The sequence below is a fragment of the Phenylobacterium sp. LH3H17 genome, assembly GCF_024298925.1.
Classification (GTDB): Bacteria; Pseudomonadota; Alphaproteobacteria; order Caulobacterales; family Caulobacteraceae; genus Phenylobacterium.
Window position 1 is genome coordinate 2,662,181 of the sequence record NZ_CP101283.1, and the last position, 19,079, is coordinate 2,681,259.

Genomic DNA, 19,079 nt, shown 5'->3' on the forward strand with positions numbered 1-19,079 from the left:
CGCCTTCCCGCACGAACCGCACGCACTGCACACCACCCTAAGGGGTGTGCGGATGACCGCTGCGTGGGATGGAAGGGCGACCTTGCCTCAATCAATGAGCGCGCTAGCTTGGCAATATGTCTGAAGTGTCGAAAGCGTATTTCCGCCGGAGCCGCAGCTTGTTGGCGCTCGCGTTCTTCATCCCAGGCGTCGCGCTCGCCCTGTTCAATTTCCTGGGTCACATCGGCCTGTTGTGGCAGTTGGTGCAAATGGCGCTGATGTGCGCTGGTGGAGTCATTTTTTGGCGTGAAGCCAAACGAGTGAAAGCGGCTTCACTTCACTCGAGCTCGCCGCCGCGCAGCGATGACCGATCGCCGACCGCTTAGGGTCGGATCCTCGCGTCGCCAGCCTACCCGCAAGCCGACGTTGGGCGGTGTCCGCTTCCAGGCAGGGAAGCAAGGTCGGCTAGTGGCGCTATGCGGTCGCGATCTTCGCCGCCTCGTCCCTGGAGTATATGGCCGTGGGGCCTCACGTCTGAACCGACGCCCCCTTGCCTGACGTGGCGTGCAGGGGGTTATCGCTCGCCTCGGACATCGCCGCCCAAGGAGCCCTTGATGAAACTCGACAACACCGTCTCCGCCGTGATCACCGGCGGCGCCTCCGGCCTGGGCGCGGCGACCGCGCGGCGCTTGGCGAGCCACGGCGTCAAGGTGGCGCTGTTCGATCTCAACGCCGACCTGGGCGAGGCGCTGGCGAAGGAACTCGGCGGCGTGTTCTGCCAGGCCAATGTCACATCCTCCGATGAGATCGACGCGGCCTTCGCCAAGGCGCGGGCCGCGAACGGCCAGGAACGTATCCTGGTGAACTGCGCCGGCGTCGGCGGCGGGGCGAAGACTGTCTCGAGGGATAAGCAGACGGGAGAGATCAAGGAGTACCCGTTGGAGAACTTCGAGCGGATCGTCCAGATCAACCTGATCGGCACGTTCCGCTGCATAACCAAGAGCGCCGCTGGCATGCTGACCCTGCCGGTGCTGGACGACGGCGACCGCGGGGCCATCGTCAACACGGCTTCGGTGGCGGCCGAGGACGGCCAGATCGGCCAGGTCGCCTACACCGCCTCCAAGGCGGGGATCGTGGGCATGACCCTCACCATCGCCCGTGATCTTTCCAGCGAAGCGATACGGGTCAACACCATCCTGCCCGGGATCTTCGACACCCCCTTGCTCGCGCGCGCGGCCGAACACGTGAAGGCGGGCCTAAGCGCCTCCGTTCCTTTCCCTAAGCGCCTGGGCATGTCGGAGGAATACGCACAACTCGCGGAAACGATGATCACCAACGGCTACTTCAACGGTGAAGATGTCCGCCTGGACGGGGCGATCCGGATGGCGCCCCGCTAGCCAAGTTGCCGTACTCGCCAAGTCGATTTCGTTCGGATTGCGCCAACTGCGGAACTTGGGTCGGGACCGCGAAGCAGACGCTCATAGGTCCCACGCTACGCTGGCCACTTCCGGCCCGTTGCGCACGTCATCGTTCGCCGCGGAGATCGAGAGATCGACCTCGGCCGTGTTCAATCCAGGGATGGGCTCGACCTTACACCGACCCGAGGCGCGCCAGGTCCCGGACGATCCATCGGCCGCCTTGCTTGTCGAGAATGCCGGCAGACTTCAGCGCCGTGATCTCCCGCTGGATGCTCTGGCGGGTCACGTCGAACCGGTCGCCGATGTCGCTCTGGCTGATCGGTACGGCGATCACGCAGCTGTTGGGCGTGCGGGTCTCGGCGCACCGCTCGGCAAGGGTCTCGAACAGCATGGCGACGAGCTTGCGAAGCTTGTGCGTCGCACGGATCTCACGGCTCTGGATCTGGCGGCCGATGGCGTTGGCGAACTTGCGGCACAGGGCCTCGGGAATTTCCGGATGGGCCTGGTAGAGCGCCCAGAAGTCGTCCGTCGGCAGGCAGGCCACCACAGCCTCGGTGAGCGTGACCTTGCCGTGGTGATAGGGCCGCGACCCGACCACCGCCGTCTCGTTGAAGCAGTTGCCCGGGCCGTACAGGGTGACGAACGAGTGGCGGCCGTCCGGATAGAGCCCCGACACCTTCACGTAGCCGCGGATCACCTGGTGGATCCCCACGGAAGGCGCGCCCGAGACGGTGACCTCGGCTCCGGCGGGTAGTTCCGAATAGACCATGCGCGCTGCGATGGCCGCCTGGACCGCCGGGGGAAGCTGGCCGATCCAATTCTCGTCGCTGGCGATCCTGGGCATGGGGCGGAGCCTAAAACCCGCCGAGCCGCGGGAGTCAAAAAATCGGCCCGAATGTAAAAAAGGTGTCACGCCGTTCCGGCCGCCCGCGCCCACACCTCCTGCGAATTTGAAAAGCCCCGGCCGCAGAGCCAGGGGATCGGGGAGGACAAGAATGCACAAGACCATCACCCGGGGCGCGCTCTGCGCGTCCGCGGCCCTACTCGCCCTGACGTCCAGCCCGGCCTGGGCGCAGGCGACCGGAGACGGCGCGATCGAGGAGGTGGTGGTCACCGCCCGCAAGCGCGCCGAGTCGCTCCAGGACGTGCCGGTCACCGTCACCGCCTTCGAGGGCAAGACGCTGCAGGAACAAGGCATCGTCGACTTCCAGCGCCTGGCCGACGCCACGCCCGGGGTGACCATCGACGCCTTCCCGCGCGCGGCGCCGCGGCCGTTCTTTCGGGGCATCGGCTCCTCCAACCAGAGCGCCGGCGCCGATCCCTCGTCGGTGGCCTTCGTCGACGGCGTCTATCTGGGCCGCGGCGCCATGCTGGCGGTCGACATCTTCGACATGGAGCGGGTGGAGGTGCTGAAGGGCCCGCAGGGCACCCTTTGGGGAAAGAACGTGGTCGGGGGCGCCATCAACTTCGTCACCGCCAAGCCGACCCGGGACTTCAACGGCGCGCTGCACCTCACCCTCGCCGACTACAGCCAGAAGAACGCCAGCCTGATGCTGAACGGCCCGCTCGGCGAGCGGCTCTCGGCCCGGGTGGCGGTGTCCTCAACCCAGAACGACGGCTATCGGCGGACGGCCACGGGCGGCGCCCTGGACGACGACGGCCGGCTCTCGGGCCGCCTGCATCTCAAGTTCGATCTGGAGCCGGGCACGAACCTGCTGTTCAGCGCCGACGCCACCTCCGACGACATCGCCGGCGGCTCCCGGTACAATCTCGCGCGCCGAGGCGGCCGCGACATCGACAAGCCCCGCGCCGCCAATCCCGATCGCCCCGGCCACATCAAGCGCGACACCGGCGGCCTGAAGGTGGAGCTCAACAGCGATCGCCTGGGCTTCGCCGACCTCACCGCCATCGCCGCCTGGCGGACCCTCGACTATGACTCCTCGGAGGATCTCGACGGCACGAACGCCGCGGGCAACCTGGCCGCCGGCGTCCTGGTCAGCGGCATCCAGACCCTCCAGATCGAGAAGGCCGACTCCTACTCCACCGAGTGGCGGCTGGCCTCCAGGGGCGATGGGCCGGTCTCCTGGGTGGCCGGCCTCTTCTACCTGCGCGACGACGTCTACCGGGAGCGGGAGAGCGAGACCGAAGCCGTCGACCTGTCGGAAAACCGCTTCGTCGCCGACAATGTGACCAAGAGCTTCGCGGCCTTCGGCGAGGCCCAGTATGCCTTCGAGAACGGCCCCAAGGTCTTCGCGGGCCTACGCTTCACCGACGAGAAGAAGACCTATGGCATCACCCGCCGAACGGGCCCCCAGGCCGCGCCGGTCGTCAACTTCACCACCGTGGCCAATCCCGGCGTCTCGGACGAACAGGTGGTCACCTGGCGGATCGGCGGCGACTACCGGCTGAACGAGAACATCTATGTGTTCGGCAGCGTGGCCACCGGCTTCAAGTCCGGCGCCTTCCAGGAACAGCCCAGCGCGGCCACCGCCCGCAACGCCACGGCGCCGGAGAAGGTGCTGAACTACGAGGCCGGGGTGAAGAGCGATTGGTGGGAGCGCCGCCTGCGCGCCAACGCCTCGGTGTTCTACGCCGAATACACCGACCTCCAGACCATCCAGGCGGTGCCCGACGCCACCCAGGGACCCGGCGGTTCGAGCATCGTCACCGACAGCGGCGACGCCACGATCAAGGGGCTGGAAGCCGAGTTCATCCTGTCGCCCAACCGCCACGTCCACCTGAGCGGCAGCTACACCTATCTCGACGCCACCTTCGACAAGCTGGTCCAGACGTCGCGGATCCTGGCCGACGGCGCTGTGGTGGCCGCCGACCTCAAGGGCAACCGGCTGAGCCGCACCCCGGAGCACGCCTTCGCCGCCGAAGCCAGCTACACCACCCAGGAATTCGACTGGGGCTGGCTGAAAGCCTCGGTGTCGATCAACTACGAGAGCGACGTCTTCGACGACAACGCCAACGACCTGATCGAATTCCGCAAGGCCCGCACCCTCTGGGACGCCAGCCTGTTCTACTACGTGAACGACCAGGTTTCGCTCCAGCTCTGGGGCCGCAACCTCACCGACGTGGAGTACCGGACCCACCAGGTGGAGACCGGCGGCGGCCACTTCGTCCAATACGGCGCGCCCCGCCAGGTCGGCCTTACCCTCAACGTCGAGTTCTAGCCATGTCGCAAGCGTTCCCCGAGACGTGCCGGGTGTTGGTCCCCTCCGGAGTCCTGGGGTCCGGGTGCCCGGAGGAGGCCTTTCAGCGGGGCCTCTCCCTGGCCCCGGACGCCATCGCGGTGGACGCCGGCTCCACCGACTCCGGCCCCTACTATCTGGGGGCCGCCGTCTCGAAGATGACCCGCAAGGCCACCAAGCGCGACCTGCGCCAGCTGATGCTGGGCCGCGCCAAGCTCGGCATACCGCTGCTCATCGGCTCGTGCGGCACCAGCGGCACGGACGCCGGCGTCGACTGGATGGCCGGCATCTGCGAGGAGATCGCCGCCGAGGAAGGCCAGGAGGTCAAGGTCGCCCTGGTCTATTCCGAGCAGTCGGCGGAGACCCTGGCCGGCTATCTCGATCGCGGGGCGGTGACGCCCCTGCCGGCGGCCCAGTCCCTCACCCGTGAGCGGCTGGCCGAGTGCGACCACATCGTCGGCCTGCTGGGCTACGAGCCCTTGGCCGCCGCCATCGCCGGAGGCGCCGACATCGTGCTGTCGGGCCGCACCACCGACACCGCCGTCCTGGCCGCCGTGCCCCTGATGCGCGGCATGCCCGTCGGTTCGACCTGGCACGCCGCCAAGATCGCCGAGTGCGGCGGCCTCTGCACCACCCACTCGCGCCAGGGCGGGGTGATGCTGACCCTCGATGCGGGGGGCTTCGAGGTCGAGCCGCTCCACGCCGCCAGCGCCTGCACGCCCTATTCCGTCTCGGCCCACATGCTCTACGAGAACGCCGACCCCTACCGGCTGAAGGAGCCCGGCGTCCTGCTGGACGCCCAGGCCGCGATCTACACCGCGGTGGACGACCGCACGGTGCGGGTCACGGGCTCGGCCGCCGAGACGACGCCCTACACCATGAAGCTGGAGGGGTCCGGCGGGCTCGGCTACCGCACCATGGTGTTCTCGGCCATCGCCGATCCGAAGATCATGGCGCAGGTCGGGACCTGGCTCGAACGCCTGCGCGCCCGACTCCATGCCGGCATCGGCTCGGTGCTCGGGATCGCGCCTGACGCCTATCACCTCGAGATCCGCCCCTATGGCTGGAACGCCCTGTCGCCCTGGCAGGGCGACGACGCGCCCGCGCCCCAGGAGGTCGGCTTCATGACCCTGGTCACCGCCCAGACCCAGGCGCTGGCCACCGAGATCGCCATGTTCGCCAACCCCACGCTCCTGCACTTCCCGCTGAATCCCGAGGACCCCCTGCCCAGCTTCGCCTTCCCCTTCTCTCCCGCCGAGGTGGAGCTGGGCCGGCTCTACGAGTTCAAGCTGAACCACGTGGTGGCGCTGGCCGACCCGTCGGAACTGGCCCGCACGGTCACCTTCACCGCCGGCCGGGGAGAACGCCGTGTCGACGCTTAAAGACGTGGCCAAGTACGTCCGCTCCAAGAATGCCGGCCCGTTCTGGGTGACCATCGACGTGTTCTGCGAGGATGAGGCCGCCTTCGACCGGCTCTGCGCCGCCCCGGCCCTGGCCGAGCCGGCCGTCGCCCAACTCTACGGCGTGCGGGCGGGCGAGGTGCGGATCTTCCGCGACCGGCCGCTGAAGGTGATCAAGATCTCCTTCCCGCGCCCCGTGGCCCAGGGCTCGGTCTCCGACACCGACTCCCATGCCGGGCAATACTTCGTGCCCCTGCTCCGCGCCCCGATCCCGTAGCGGGCATGGTCCTCGCCCTCGCCGGATTCGCCATGGTCGTCGTCTTCATGACGCTGATCATGACCAAGCGCCTCACCGCCGTGGCCGCCCTGGTCCTGGTGCCGCTGGTCTTCGCCCTGGCGCTGGGCGCCGGCGCAGGCACGGGCGACATGATGATGAAGGGCGTCGTCCAGGTGGCGCCCACCGCGGTGCTGCTGGTCTTCGCCATCCTCTATTTCGGCCTGATGATCGATGCGGGCCTGTTCCAGCCTCTGGTCCGGCGCATCGTCGCCTGGGCCGGCGATAGCCCGCTCCGGGTGACCCTGGGCCACACGGCGCTGGCGGCCATCGTCGCGCTGGACGGGGACGGAACCACCACCATCCTGGTCTGCGCCTCGGCCATGCTGCCGGTCTACCGGCGCCTGGGGATGAACGTGCTGATCTTCGCCGTCCTGGGGGGGATGTGCTCGACCCTCATGAACCTCAGCCCCTGGGGCGGGCCGGCCGCGCGGGTGGCCGCAGCGCTTAAGGTGACCCCTTCAGACCTCTTCCTGCCCCTGCTGCCGGCCATCGGCGCGGGCCTGCTGGCCACCTTCGGCCTGGCCTGGTTCTTCGGGGTCAGCGAGCGCAGGCGGCTCGCCGGGCGCTCGCAGGATATCACGACCGACCTGCCGCAGACCGAGGACAACGCCATCGCCGCGGCGTTCGACAGCGATCCCGGGGCGCTGCGCCCGAAGCTCGTCTGGATCAATGTGGCGCTCACCCTCGCGCTCATGACGGCGGTGATCCTGCACCTCGCGCCCCTGCAGGCCCTGTTCATGGTCGGGACCGCCCTGGCTCTGGTGATCAACTATCCGCGGCTGGCCGACCAGCGGGCCCGGCTGATGGCCCATTCCGGCAGCGTGCTTAGCGTGGCGATCATGGTGCTCGCCGCCGGAGCGTTCACCGGGGTGCTGGCCGGCGCGGGCATGATCGACGCCATGGCCGCTTCAGTGGTAGCCGTCCTGCCGCCGGAACTCGGGCCCCACCTCGGCGCGATCACCGCGCTGATCAGCCTGCCGATGACCTTCTTCCTGTCCAACGACGCCTTCTATTTCGGCGTGCTCCCGGTCATCGCCGAGGCCGCCCGCGCGTACGGGATCAGCCCCGAGGAAATCGGGCGCGCATCCCTGCTGGGCCAGCCGGTTCACGGCCTAAGCCCCCTGGTGGCGGCGGTGTATCTGAAGTGCGCCATCCTGAATGTGGAGCTGGCCGACCTGCAGCGCTTCGCGCTGAAATACGCCATCGGCGTCTCGCTGGTTGTGGTCGCCGCCGCCCTGGCGATCGGCGCGGTTCCGCTTATCGCGGGCTGACCGCTAGTGACCTGCCGCTAAGTCACTGGCGACGTAGTGGTGGCGGTCGGCTGCCAACGCGCCAGGCCGCAAGAGCAGCTACGCGCCAGGAGCGGACATTGGAGCAGGCCCCGAAGTGGACGTCAGAAACGCTCTCGTCAGCGCCCGCCGGCGCCGAGGACCAAGCGGCACTCGGCCCTGAAGTCGTAGGGCAGTTCGGGATCGTCGGCGCAGTCGGGCCAGCGTCCCGTGGAGGCCCAGTATGAGGCCAGCCCGACGCTCGCGCAAAGGCTGACGAAGCGGCGGTCTGCAATCATCAGGCGGTTCGCGGCAAGGAACAGGATCGCCGGCGTCCAGCGCCCGACCACCTGGCCGTCGGCGTCGAACAGGTGGGCGAACGAGGCCCTAGCCGCCGCCTCGAAGGCCTCTTCGGGCGCTCCCAGATCGTGGAGCCGCACGATGTCCGCCAGGGAGAGTCGACCGTCTTGCGCCAACCTCGCCGCGACGATCTCGCGATGGGTCTGCAGGAAACGCGGGTCGCGGATACGGCGGTTCCGCTGGCCGTCCACGAACGCCCGGAAGGACGGACTGTCGAGGCCGCGGAGGCGGCTGGTCTCGTCCAGGCGCTCCAGGCGATCCCAGTCGCCCGCGTTCGCGGCTGCCGCGATCGCCTCGCCGGCCAGCGGCTCGACGTCGGGCCAGCGGGCCGTATAGGCGTCCCAGAGCGCCGGCGTCTCGTCGTGGCGGCCCAGCGCGTCCAGCATGCCGGCGTACCATTGCGCCGCCGGCCAATAGAGGGGGTCCAGGGTCAACGCTTGCCGTGCATGCTCCAGCGCCTCGCCAAGCCGGCCCACCTCCGCACAAAATTGGCCCGCGTGGTTCAACACCTCGGGGTCGTTCGGAGCGGCGGACAGGGCGCGCCGGTGCAGCGTCTCGCGCGCCGAATAGCTCGCCAGCGGCCCCAGGTAGCTGATCGCCTGGTGCGCCAGGCCCAGGGTGGGATCAAGCCGCAGGGCCGTGTTCGCCGCCTCGGCCGCGCCGGCAGGGGTAAGGCCCGGAAACGTCGAGCGCTCGAAGCGTCGCAGGCAGACCACCCGCCGCATCGCCAGTTCGGCCCAGGCGCGGGCGAAATCCGGCGCGTGGGCGGTCACCTGCTCCAGCAGCTGCATCGCCCGCGCATGCTCCATGGCGTCGGCGGCGCCGCCGATGCCGGAGAGCGGGCTGCGCGCCTGGAGGTAGAGGTCGTAGGTGGCGGGATCGAGGGGCTTGGCCCGCCGCGACGGCGCAAAGGTCAGGCTCAGCGCCGCGGCGACCGCTCGGGCGATATCGTCCTGGATGGCCAGCACGTCGGTCAGGTCGCGTTCGAACGTCTGCGACCATAGGGTGACGCTGTGGGCGGTCTCCACGAGGTGAGCGTTGATGCGGAGGCGCTCGCCCGCGCGCCGCACGGCGCCGTCCAGCACATGGGTGACGCCCAGCTCCGCGCCGACGTGGCCGGCGGCCTTGGCGGCGCCGCGGAACTGGAAGCTCGAGCCCTGGCCCATGACCTTCACGCCGGCTCCGGCGGCCACGGTCTGCAGGATTTCCACCGACAGCCCGTCCGAGAACCAGCCCAGGGTGGGGTCGCCCGAGAGGTTGTCGAACGCCAGCACAGCCAGCGTCACGGCCTCCGAGGGAGGTGATGCCCTGGGGGTCTCGTCCAGCCGATAGCCCAGGCCCTTCACCGTGCGGATCGAGAACCCGCCGCGGGCCTGGGACAGTCGGCGCAGTGACTGGATGCAGCGGTTGATGGCGTCGTCGCCCACCGCCCGCCCGCCCCAGCACTCGGTCACCAGGTCCCCGCGCGAGACCACCGACCCGCGGCGCTGGGCCAGGGCCGCCAGGACCTGCATGACTCGTGGCTCCAGCACGTCGGTCGCCGTGTCGCAGATCACCTCCCGGGTGGCCGGCCGCACCCGCAGTCCGCCAAGCTCAAACGGACTCTGCCCAGCAAGCCTTTCCGAATCTTCCGAGACCGTCATCGGTTTCTCATCGGTTTGGCATCGGTTTGTGGCTGTGGTTGCCCAGGCGTCGATCGCTCACGGTGCCTAGCACATGTCGGCGCCTGCGTTCCATGAACAGCGTCGCGTGAGTGCGGGGCAACGCAATGGAACTCTATGACGTGAGCGACGCGCTCGCGGACGCAAGCCTGGTGCTGCCGCGGCGCCTGGACGAGGTCGACCCGGCGTTTATGACCCGCGTGCTCCAGCGAAGCGGTGCGATCTCGGCGACCAATTCGGTGGTCTCCCAGATCGAGCAGGGCGTAGGCATGACCGCCGGCTACTTCTCCTCGATCAAGAAGGTGCGCTGCGCCTACGCCGAACCCACCGACGCGCCCACCGACTTCGTGGTCAAGGCCTGGCCTTCGCTGGAGATCGCGCCCAGGGACAGCATCGCCGCGATGTTCCTCAAGGACATCCACGGCTATCAGGTCCCCGCCGAACGGTTCTATCCGCGCCCCAAGGCGTACCTGGCCGCCTGCGACCCGTCCCAGGACGCCTATGTCCTGGTGATGGAAGACGCCGGCGTCTTCGCCACCCAGAAGATTCACGAGCACGAGCTGACCTTTGACGAGGTCATGCGGATGATCCCCGCCCTGGTGGACGTGGCGGTGGCCTGGGAAGGCGCCGATGAGGGCGAGCGCGCCGCCGAGCTGGCGGCCATGGGCGTACCGCACTGGACCTCGCCGGAGAACCTCGACGGCTTCAAGGTCGGGATGCCGGGCGGAGCGCGGCTGTTCGACCTGGTTTGCTCGAAGCCCGGTTCGCCGATCCATGGCGGGGCCCCCTGGAACGAGCGCCTGGGCGTTCCCGACCTCGCCGCCCGGCTCACCAACCGCCTTGAAGCCTTCTTCGACGCCGTGCGCCCCGAGAACGGCGCGACCTGCACGATCGTCCACGGCGACATGCGCGGCGACAACTTCTTCTTCTGCGAAGGACAGTCCGACCATCCGCACGGTTGGCTGTGCATCGACTTCCAGCAGATGGTCCGCGGTCCCGTGCCGTCGGATCTTGCCTACCTGATGACGTCGGGGACGGTGCTGCCCGAGGTCTACGCTGGCGAAAACCAGAACCGGGTGCTCCGCGCCTTCTACGACCGGTTCATGGCCAGGACCCGTCGGTATCCCGACTACAGCTACGACCGGTTCGTCGACGAGTACCGGCGCATGGCGACGATCCAGTACATCTACTACGTGGCCTTCGGCGCGGCGATCTTCCAGGCGGGCGCCTTCGACAACGACCTGGGCATGCGTATCGAACTCGGCGGCAAGGGCGCCACCGAGGCCGACCTGCCACCCGAACAGCGCCGCCAGCGCATGTGGTGGAGCAAGGCCGTCCCCAACTTCGCCGAGACGTTCAGCGCCTTCGGCCTCGTGGAGCTCCTCGCCACACTGCCGGAAAACCATGACGGCCTCGGTCCCTGGGTCAAGCTACCAGACCACCTGCGCTAGGGCCGAGGATGTACAAAGTCACGCTCACCGAATCCTACTTCCCCGCCCAGCAGGACGACTTCGTCTTGCCGCTCACCGTGGGCGGGGGCTTGCGCGCACAGGCCAGGGAAACGCCCGAAGCGCCGGCTCTGATTGAGACCGACGCGCAGGGCCATCTCTCGCGACGCTGGACCTACGGCGAGTTGCTGGCCGAGGCCGAGCGCCTCGCCCGGGCGCTGCTCAGCCGATACCGGCCGGGCGACCGCATCGCCGTCTGGGCGCCGAACATCCCGGAGTGGGTGATCATCGAGTACGCCGCGGCGCTGGCGGGACTGGTGCTGGTCACGGTCAATCCCGCCTATCGCGCCCGCGAACTGACGTTCGTGCTCGAACAATCGCGCAGTTCGGGCCTGTTCCTCGTCAGCGAGCACCGCAGCAATCCGATGGCCCGTATAGCGGCTGAGGTGCTCGGCGAGCTGGCGGACGTCCGCGAAGTCGTGGACCTGCGCGATCGCGCGGCCCTGTTCGCCGGCGCCGACCAGGACATCGATCTCCCCGATGTGCAGCCGGATGACGCCGTCCAGATCCAGTACACCTCGGGCACAACCGGCTTCCCCAAGGGCGCGGTGCTGCATCATCGCGGGATTATGAACAATGTGCGGTTCATGGAAGCTCGCCTCGGCAGGGCGCGCGGCGAGACGGCCGTGTGCGTCCTGCCGATGTTCCACACCTCCGGCTGCGTGGGCGGCGTACTGGGCGCGCTGACCAACGGCGGGGCTCTGATCCTGCCACCCGCCTTCGATCCGGCTGTGCTTCTGGACCTGGTCGAACGCGAGGGCATCACCTTCGTGACTGGCGTTCCGACCATGCTCGTGGCCATTCTCGAGGCTCAGGCCGCCCGCTCGCGCGATGTCGCCTCCATCCGCTCGGTCGGTTCGGGGGGATCGATGGTCCCTCCAGATCTGATCCGGCGTATCCGGGACACGTTCCAGTGTCGTTTCCTCACCGTCTACGGACAGACCGAGACCTCGCCGCTCCTGACCAGCACCTTTCTGGACGACGCCATCGAGGATGGCAGCGAGACCATCGGCCAGGCCCTGCCCCAGACCGAGCTCTCGATCCGCGACCCAAAGACCAACGCGGTGCTGCCCATCGGCCAGGTCGGCGAGATCTGCGCCCGTGGCTACGCCCTCATGCTGGGCTACAATGACAACCCGGACGCCACCGCCGCCACCATCGACGCCGATGGCTGGCTGCACACGGGCGACCTCGGGTCCATGGACGCCCGCGGCTACCTCCGCATCACCGGCCGGGTGAAGGAGATGATCATCCGGGGCGGCGAGAACCTGTTCCCGGCCGAGATCGAGAACGCGATGCTCGAGCACCCCGATGTGCTGGAGATCGCTGTCGTCGGCATTCCGGACGACAAGTGGGGCGAGGTGGTCGCCTGCTTCCTGCGCCTGCGACACGGCGCGGTGCTGGATCGTCCCGCCCTGACCGCCCACTGCCGCGAACGCCTCGCCGCACCCAAGACGCCAGCGCACTGGATCGAGGTTCAGGAGTGGCCCCTGACCGGCTCGGGCAAGATTCAGAAGTTCGTCCTGCGCGACCAGTTCATCTCCGGCGCCCTTCAGTCCGCCGCGACGCCGGCATGACCCCACGGTCCCTGGGCGGAGCCATGGGTTCCCAACTCCTTCGGAGACAGCAATGAGCGATTTCAGCGACAAGGTGGTCCTCATCACCGGCGGCACCTCTGGCCTCGGCGCGGCCGCGGCGATCTCGCTGGCGTCCCAGGGGGCCAAGGTGGCGATCACAGGCCGGCGCCAAGAACAGGGCGAGGCGGTGGTCGCGCGAATGCAGGCGGCCGGCGGCGAGGGACTGTTCATCCGCGGCGACATCACCCTGCGCGCCAACGTCGAGGACATGGTGGCCCGCACCGTCGCGCGGTTCGGGCGGCTGGACGGGGCGGTCAACAACGCGGGCATCGCGGGCGATCCGTTCCACGCCGTCGCCGACATGCCCGATGAGAACTGGCACGCGGTGATCAACACCAACCTCACCGCGGTCTTCATGAGCATGAAGTTCGAAATCCCGGCGATCCTCGCATCTGGCGGCGGCGCCATCGTCAACATCGCCTCGATCCTCGGCCTGGAGGGCAGCGATATCGGCCATTCCGCCTACGCGGCCGCCAAGCACGGCGTGATCGGCCTGACCAGATCCGCGGCGGTCGACTACGGGCAACAGCGCCTGCGGGTGAATGCGCTCTGTCCCGGCTATTGCCACTCCGAGATGGTCGACCCCTACGTCGAGGCCGAGCCGGAGCTGTTCGTGAACATCATCGCTCGGCACAGCGCCATGAACCGGCTGGGCGAGTCCCAGGAAGTCGCCGACGCGATCGAATATCTCCTGTCGGGCAAATCGAGCTTCGTCAACGGCATCGCCTTGCGGCTCGACGGCGGCCCGACGACGCGGCTGTACTGAAGGCGGCCATCCAGGATGTCATCGAACGATTTCGACGCCGCCGTCGCCGCCAGCCGCGCCGCCGTGCAGGCCATGGGTCGGGGCGATCCCGCCCCAAGCCTTGCGCTCTGGACGCGCCGCGACGACGCGGTGCTGGCCAATCCGCTCAAGCCTGCGGTCGTGGGTTGGGCGAGTATCGAGGCGGAGACCCGGCGCGTCGCCGCGACCTTCACGGAGGTGGCGGAGCCCCTCGCGTTCGAGGAGGTATCGCGGATAGTCACCGCGGACCTGGGCTACGTCATCGGGTTCGAGCGGGGACGCGTGCGGCGCCCAGGATCGGAGGCCGTCGTTCCGCTCTCGCTCCGCGTCACGACAGTGTTTCGGCGCGAGGCCGACGGCTGGAAGCTCGTCCTCCGGCACGCTGACCGCACCCCCGCCGCTTGAAGGCCGCCGACGGCACGACCGAGGGCAGCGCGTCTAGCAATGACAGAACCGCTAAACGGGGATCCAAGGGGACAAGCGATGCAGGGCGAAAAGATCTACGAGTACGATGCGGAGATGACGAGCCAGGTCGATTTCGGGATCGAGCTCGCCGCCATCCTCGATGGCAGCAGGGCCATCCCCCTTCAAGGCGCCCGCTTCAACGCCGGGTTCGAGGGACGCGCGGCGGGTCGGCTGGCGGGCCGCGTCAGCGGCGTCGACTACGCTTTCATGCGCCCAGACGGCGTTCTGGAGCTGAACATCCACGGCGTTTTTGAGACGCCCGACGGCGCCAGGATCGCCCTTCACGCCGGCGGCGTCGGCATTCTGCGGGCGAACGAACCCATGATCGACCTGTCCGAGAACGTCAGCCTTATGACCGCTTCGGCGGACTACACCTGGGTCAACGGCCGGCAAATCTGGGCGGTCGGCGTGGTGGACCTCGCGGCGGGCAAGCTCCACCTCGAGGGCTACCTTCAGTGAGGCGCCCGGCGACTCTGGCCGCGGGCGACAGCGCACGCCGCTGATCCTAACCGTCATTCACGCACCGGAGCGCCCCGAGGTGGCGCACGCGATATACGTAGGAGAGCCGGCAATCTAAGCGAAGCCGTTGCAGGATCGGTTCGCAAGGTCGAGCGATGTGTGGGCAGGCTGCAAGCGGACCTTCCCAACGTCGCCCAAGAATCAGGTGCGGTCTCTGAGCGGTGTCCAATGCTCAAGCCCGAGTTGGCGGCGCCAAATTGCTCGAGAGCGGACCCTCCTAAGCACTGCAAGGAGCCCAAAACGGACGTGGGGCCCGCGGGCCGCGCGAGCGTTTGGAGAGATCTGTTGTACTCCCTAGATTTCCGCCTTCGATCTCTCGCTGGACCAGGGTTCCGAGATGACTCTTGTGAAGGCAGCTGTCAGCCATGCCGTTAGCTGTTCGATAGAAATAGGAATGTGGTCAGCCTGTCGCTCCATTGCCGCCGGGACCTGGACCTTTCCGATTTTCCGACGATTTCGGGCACCTAAATCTAGCAAGCCGAAGGGGCGACTAGCACCAGGAGTACACATTGGCATCAGCCCTTAGAGCAGATACTGACTGACTGGTCGGAGGCGTGAAAGTGCGACCAAGCAACTGCGCAGCAGCCCTAATGAGCTTTGTGTTAGCCTCGTGCGGCCCCACCGCCCAGAAGCCGAAGGCGCCCGACCGAAGCGCCGCGCCCGTCTCCGTTGGCAAGGCCGAGCCGCGCTGGAACTTGGAGAACTCGGCGACTGCCGGGACCTCGCTGGTCCATTCCGATGCAGCCGGCCAGGAGGTGTTGCGCGTGGTCTGTCGCTTCAACCCGCCGGAACTCTATGCCGCCGTTCCCGGGATCAACCGCGTGGGGAGCGAGGACAGGCTCACCGTCGGGGCCGGCGCGGAGCTGGCGGTGTTTGTCGTGTCCATGGAGGGACCTGACCGAGGTCTGAGGGCGACGGGTCAGCCTCAGCCGGCATTCGTCGCCGCGCTTGCCGCAGGGCGCGAAATAGGGGTGTCATACGGGTCCCGCCAGCTGATGCTGCCCGCGCCCACGCGCGAGATCGGGACAACGTTCGCCGCGAGGTGCGCAGACGTGGCGGACCGATCTGACGGCTGAGGCCTCGTCAGAGATCGATCTGCTCTGAGAGCGTCTGCGCGTCGTCGGCCTCAATGCCCAGGTAGCGCACGGTGCCGACAAGCTCTCGATGCCCGAGCAGGAGCTCGGCAGACCCTGAGTCGCCCGTCTTCTTGACGACCAGCGCCACCTTGGTGCGGCGCAGACTGTGGGCCCCGAAGCCCTCCGGACCGAGGTAGGTCGTCGAGACCCAATGAACCACCAGCCGGGCGTACTGGCGGATCGTGACGTGAGCCCCTACCCCAGCCCCATGTCGACTTCCACACCGACCTCAGCGCGGCTTAAGCAGGCAGGATTCCCGCGCGTCGGCCGACGAGGTGGCGGCATCGATGACTGGACGCGCTTCTTCGCGGAGAAGCCGGATCGTGTGAGGAAGGCAAGCCCGAGCGCTGCATCAGGATATGAACCCCCGCGGACATTGTCTTAATTGGCGCGAAGGGTTCTTAGGAGAGCAAGCGGAATGGCGAGATCGTACACAACGCCGGTCGGTTCATATCGCACTCGGACATCGCCATGAAGCTGAGTAGCGAGGGCGCCGAGCAGACGCGTGCCAAAACTGCGTCGGGTCGGCTCCTGAACCATTGGGCCGCCCGTTTCCGTCCAGGTGAGCGTGAATAGCTGGGTCGTTTCATCGGCCGTGGAGGTGATGCTGACGCGCCCTGTGTCGTTGGACAAGGCGCCGTATTTGACTGCATTGGTGCACAATTCGTTGATGGACATGGTGAGGGGAAGGATCGCCCCCGCACCGACCTCGATCAGCGTATCTTGGACAACAAACCGTCGAGCCTCATGGCTGTCAAAGGGCTCGATGGCGGCGCTAATGACGTCAGCCAGGCCGGCGCCGGTCGCGCGGGCCCGCAGCAGGAGGTCTTGCGCTCTGCCCATGGCGACCAAACGGCCCGAAATGGCGTGTCGTCCTTCTTCCAGGGTCTCGGCGGCGCGCAAGGTCTGCGAGGTGATCCCAATGACCGTCGCCAGCATGTTCTTCATGCGATGATGCAACTCTTCCAACAGAAGCCCTTGCAATCGCTGGGCTGCCTCGTGCTCGGCAGCTTCGATCCCAGCCCGCGCCATCATGCGAGCGGAATCGAGTTGGGCTTGCCCCAGCAAGTCCTTCAGGTCGGCGATTTCAGCTTCGAGGACGCTCCTCCCGGGGTTCAAAGCCTCGCGATCGCGCATGGCCGCGATCACGATCAAGCCGTCGGGCGCGTGATAGGGGCTGAGGCTTATCTCGGTCAGAAACTCGCTTCCGTCTTTGCGGCTTGCGACAAGATCGCGGCCCGCGCCCATCATTCGCGGCGTGGGGTTGTCCATGAAACTGTGAATGTGGCCCGCATGAGTGTCACGGTACCGCGCCGGCATCAGCACACTGTGGGGCTTTCCGACCAGTTCCCGCGGGAGGTAACCGAGTAGCGGCTCAACTCGGCTGTTGGCGAAGAGAATGTGGCCAGCTTGGTCAAGGACGACGACGGCATCCGGACTTGCCTCGTAGAACTCGCGGAGCGGAGCGTCCCCCACTGGCTCAGCCATGTAGCTTGGTTCGGAACCCAGTGGAGCCATTTTGTCCCTGACCGTCGGCGCCCAAGGCACTGAGTAGCGTCAATGCTGAGATCGCGGAATTCCAATCATTTAGCGCTGTCCCACCTCGCTTGTCGAATCTTGGCGCCATGGTTGGGTTCAATGGTCCGAGAATACTCAGGTGCGCAGAAACAGATCGACGTTCCACGGCACGCCTACCCCTGCCAGACGAACGCTTCACACGATATCGTACTGCGCTTTAGCATGAAGGATCTCGCGCGCTAGGCTGCATTACCTGGACTTTACAGCCTGGTGTCCGGCCAGGTCGCTGATCTGGTGTTTGCGTAGTCGCACTACAACGTGGCGATCGACGGCGATGTCTGCGGCCTGAGGACCCATACAGGGCGCGGCGGGGGCCGACCGGACTGCACCGCCGCGCCATCCGCCTCACATCTCCGGGGAGTCGCTTAGCGGCCCAGCCATCCCAGTGTCCGGCGACATCATGCGCTTCCCCGCAGAAGCGGTCGGAGGCGACTTCGGCCCGGCCGCAGGCGAAAGACTTCCCCTCCCCCTAAGCCTTCCCTCAGCCCTTCTCCACGACCACCCGGGCCTTGGGATACCGGGCCACCAGGTCGTCATGCTCGGCCTCGCGGGTCGCTCGCGCCACGTTGAGCCGGGTGAAGATCCTTTCCTCGCCCTTGGCCTTCGCCGCCAACCGCGCCTGCGAGAGGTCGCCCGTCACCCCGATCACCTGCACATCCAAAGGAAACCTCGCCTCGCGGACCACCACGAAATTGCCCGCCACGGGCACATGGCCCGCCCGCCCCGGCCAGACCCGGAACCGGTAGCTCGCGCCCGAGGCTCCGCAAACATCGATGAAATCCATGGGCGAGACTCATGCGTTAAGAGGAATAGCTATCGCGCGCTCGGGGCGGGTCGAGGCGATAGCAACAACCACGATGAAAAGCCAAGGAGACCGCGGTTCATGCCGCAGATCGACCGCTTCCTGCGCCACCGCCCGTCGATCCCGTCGCACCGCCCGCTGGGCCTCGGCTATAGCCTGGTGCGTGAGACCTGGGATATCGGCGCCGACCCCAAGGCGACCCGGCCCATCCTCGAGGTGATCGCCAGCCGGCGCAGCGCCGCCGACGCCGCCGACCTTGGGAGATCCTCGGCCCAGGCCTTCGCCCGCCATGGGTTCCACAAGCCCTCGGGCGCCTGGTGGGCCGCCGGGCAGGGCCTCTTCCATCGCTTCGCCGTGCGGCCGCGCTATCGCGCCCGCACCGCACTCGTATTCGGCCTCGGCGTGGCCGGCCTGGCGGCCCTGCGCCTTGCCCACGTCGCCCGCAGACCCAGAGCCCTGGGATATTGATGACCACAGAGCGCATGGCGACCCTGGCCAAGGCCAAGGCCATGATACGGACACTCGACAGCGCGCCAGATCCCCACGGACGCGCCCGAGCGATCTATGCCGACCTGGGTCGCATCAGTGGCTGGTCGAAGCCGGAGGAAGCCCGGATCATGGCCTTCAGCCAGTGGCTCGCCACCCGACCGCCGCCCGGTGAGCTGAAAGAACAGTGCCGGGCGCTGCTGAAGACCTTGGACTGACGGACGGCTCTCAACGCGCACCGCTCGTCACACCTGCGGTTCGTTCGCCGGGGGGATGCTCTCCGAGACCGACGGCGTCACAGAGCAGTCGTTCTCACCTTCCGCTCTGAGTCAGGAGTGCCGGTTCGCGGGATCGATCCGCCGGTTGCCACGATGCGGACCTTCCCAGCTTCGGCTAAGAGCCCAAAGCCGAAGGTTCAATCCCCTCCGGCACACAGGAGCTAAACGCAAGACGGCCCTCACCCCCGGAGACGTCACGCTGGTGGCGTCGAACGGAACCTTGGCCCGGCGCAAGGGATCAGGCGCCACAGGCGTGTTGATTGCGG

18 protein-coding genes are annotated in these 19,079 nt (G+C 67.6%); 13 read left to right on the plus strand and 5 right to left on the minus strand.

Annotated features, from left to right (window positions below):
- The first annotated feature begins 161 nt into the window (after positions 1–161).
- Complete coding sequence (locus M9M90_RS13215) at positions 162–365, plus strand: hypothetical protein (protein WP_254833687.1); 204 nt, start codon at positions 162–164, stop codon at positions 363–365.
- Positions 366–593: 228 nt separating this feature from the next.
- Positions 594–1,376 carry an SDR family NAD(P)-dependent oxidoreductase gene (locus M9M90_RS13220; RefSeq protein WP_254833688.1) on the plus strand — a complete coding sequence of 261 codons (783 nt, stop codon included), beginning with the start codon at positions 594–596 and terminating at the stop codon, positions 1,374–1,376.
- A 193-nt stretch (positions 1,377–1,569) separates the two neighbouring features.
- On the opposite strand, the gene M9M90_RS13225 is transcribed toward M9M90_RS13220, so the two are convergent.
- On the minus strand, positions 1,570–2,241 hold the full coding sequence (locus tag M9M90_RS13225; RefSeq protein WP_254833689.1) for a Crp/Fnr family transcriptional regulator: 672 nt from the start codon (positions 2,239–2,241) through the stop codon (positions 1,570–1,572).
- Between the two features lie 151 nt (positions 2,242–2,392).
- On the opposite strand from M9M90_RS13225, the gene M9M90_RS13230 reads away from it, so the two are divergent.
- The 4 genes from M9M90_RS13230 to M9M90_RS13245 are packed head-to-tail and all read left to right on the plus strand — an operon-like array spanning position 2,393 to position 7,602.
- Entirely contained in the window at positions 2,393–4,576 is a 2,184-nt protein-coding gene (locus M9M90_RS13230) for a TonB-dependent receptor (protein WP_254833690.1), read from the plus strand.
- A 2-nt stretch (positions 4,577–4,578) separates the two neighbouring features.
- On the plus strand, positions 4,579–5,976 hold the full coding sequence (locus M9M90_RS13235) for an acyclic terpene utilization AtuA family protein (RefSeq protein WP_254833691.1): 1,398 nt from the start codon (positions 4,579–4,581) through the stop codon (positions 5,974–5,976).
- Positions 5,963–6,271 (plus strand): DUF4387 domain-containing protein, encoded by a 309-nt coding sequence (locus tag M9M90_RS13240; protein WP_254833692.1) that lies wholly within the window; start codon positions 5,963–5,965, stop codon positions 6,269–6,271. Before M9M90_RS13235 ends, M9M90_RS13240 begins: the two co-directional genes overlap by 14 nt.
- Before the next feature lie 5 nt (positions 6,272–6,276).
- The gene (locus tag M9M90_RS13245; RefSeq protein ID WP_254833693.1) at positions 6,277–7,602 is read left to right on the plus strand and encodes a CitMHS family transporter; all 1,326 of its coding nucleotides are present in this window, start codon (positions 6,277–6,279) and stop codon (positions 7,600–7,602) included.
- Between the two features lie 137 nt (positions 7,603–7,739).
- On the opposite strand, the gene M9M90_RS13250 is transcribed toward M9M90_RS13245, so the two are convergent.
- On the minus strand, positions 7,740–9,536 hold the full coding sequence (locus M9M90_RS13250) for a winged helix-turn-helix domain-containing protein (RefSeq protein ID WP_254833694.1): 1,797 nt from the start codon (positions 9,534–9,536) through the stop codon (positions 7,740–7,742).
- Between the two features lie 206 nt (positions 9,537–9,742).
- On the opposite strand from M9M90_RS13250, the gene M9M90_RS13255 reads away from it, so the two are divergent.
- The 5 genes from M9M90_RS13255 (at position 9,743) to M9M90_RS13275 (ending at position 14,473) form a co-directional block, all read left to right on the plus strand.
- Positions 9,743–11,071, plus strand: a complete 1,329-nt coding sequence (locus M9M90_RS13255; RefSeq protein WP_254833695.1) for an oxidoreductase family protein — start codon at positions 9,743–9,745, stop codon at positions 11,069–11,071.
- A gap of 8 nt (positions 11,072–11,079) precedes the next feature.
- Positions 11,080–12,705, plus strand: a complete 1,626-nt coding sequence (locus tag M9M90_RS13260; protein ID WP_254833696.1) for an AMP-binding protein — start codon at positions 11,080–11,082, stop codon at positions 12,703–12,705.
- 52 nt (positions 12,706–12,757) lie between these two features.
- Positions 12,758–13,531 carry an SDR family NAD(P)-dependent oxidoreductase gene (locus M9M90_RS13265; RefSeq protein WP_254833697.1) on the plus strand — a complete coding sequence of 258 codons (774 nt, stop codon included), beginning with the start codon at positions 12,758–12,760 and terminating at the stop codon, positions 13,529–13,531.
- A 15-nt stretch (positions 13,532–13,546) separates the two neighbouring features.
- Positions 13,547–13,954, plus strand: coding sequence for a DUF4440 domain-containing protein (locus M9M90_RS13270; protein WP_254833698.1), 408 nt, complete (start codon positions 13,547–13,549; stop codon positions 13,952–13,954).
- A gap of 78 nt (positions 13,955–14,032) precedes the next feature.
- Positions 14,033–14,473, plus strand: coding sequence for a DUF3237 family protein (locus tag M9M90_RS13275; RefSeq protein WP_254833699.1), 441 nt, complete (start codon positions 14,033–14,035; stop codon positions 14,471–14,473).
- A gap of 1,143 nt (positions 14,474–15,616) precedes the next feature.
- On the opposite strand, the gene M9M90_RS13280 is transcribed toward M9M90_RS13275, so the two are convergent.
- The 3 genes from M9M90_RS13280 to M9M90_RS13290 all read right to left on the minus strand — a co-directional run bounded on the left by M9M90_RS13280 (position 15,617) and on the right by M9M90_RS13290 (position 18,031).
- A complete protein-coding gene (locus M9M90_RS13280; RefSeq protein WP_254833700.1) occupies positions 15,617–15,829 on the minus strand; it encodes an integrase in 213 nt (70 codons plus the stop codon).
- Positions 15,830–16,050: 221 nt separating this feature from the next.
- Positions 16,051–17,157, minus strand: a complete 1,107-nt coding sequence (locus M9M90_RS13285) for an HWE histidine kinase domain-containing protein (protein WP_254833701.1) — start codon at positions 17,155–17,157, stop codon at positions 16,051–16,053.
- Between the two features lie 571 nt (positions 17,158–17,728).
- A complete protein-coding gene (locus M9M90_RS13290) occupies positions 17,729–18,031 on the minus strand; it encodes a hypothetical protein (RefSeq protein WP_254833702.1) in 303 nt (100 codons plus the stop codon).
- A 99-nt stretch (positions 18,032–18,130) separates the two neighbouring features.
- Here M9M90_RS13290 and M9M90_RS13295 point away from each other — a divergent pair, with 99 nt between their 5' ends.
- Together M9M90_RS13295 and M9M90_RS13300 are read left to right on the plus strand one after the other, a co-directional pair.
- A complete protein-coding gene (locus M9M90_RS13295) occupies positions 18,131–18,517 on the plus strand; it encodes a hypothetical protein (protein ID WP_254833703.1) in 387 nt (128 codons plus the stop codon).
- On the plus strand, positions 18,517–18,753 hold the full coding sequence (locus M9M90_RS13300; RefSeq protein ID WP_254833704.1) for a hypothetical protein: 237 nt from the start codon (positions 18,517–18,519) through the stop codon (positions 18,751–18,753). Before M9M90_RS13295 ends, M9M90_RS13300 begins: the two co-directional genes overlap by 1 nt.
- Positions 18,754–19,079 lie beyond the last annotated feature (326 nt).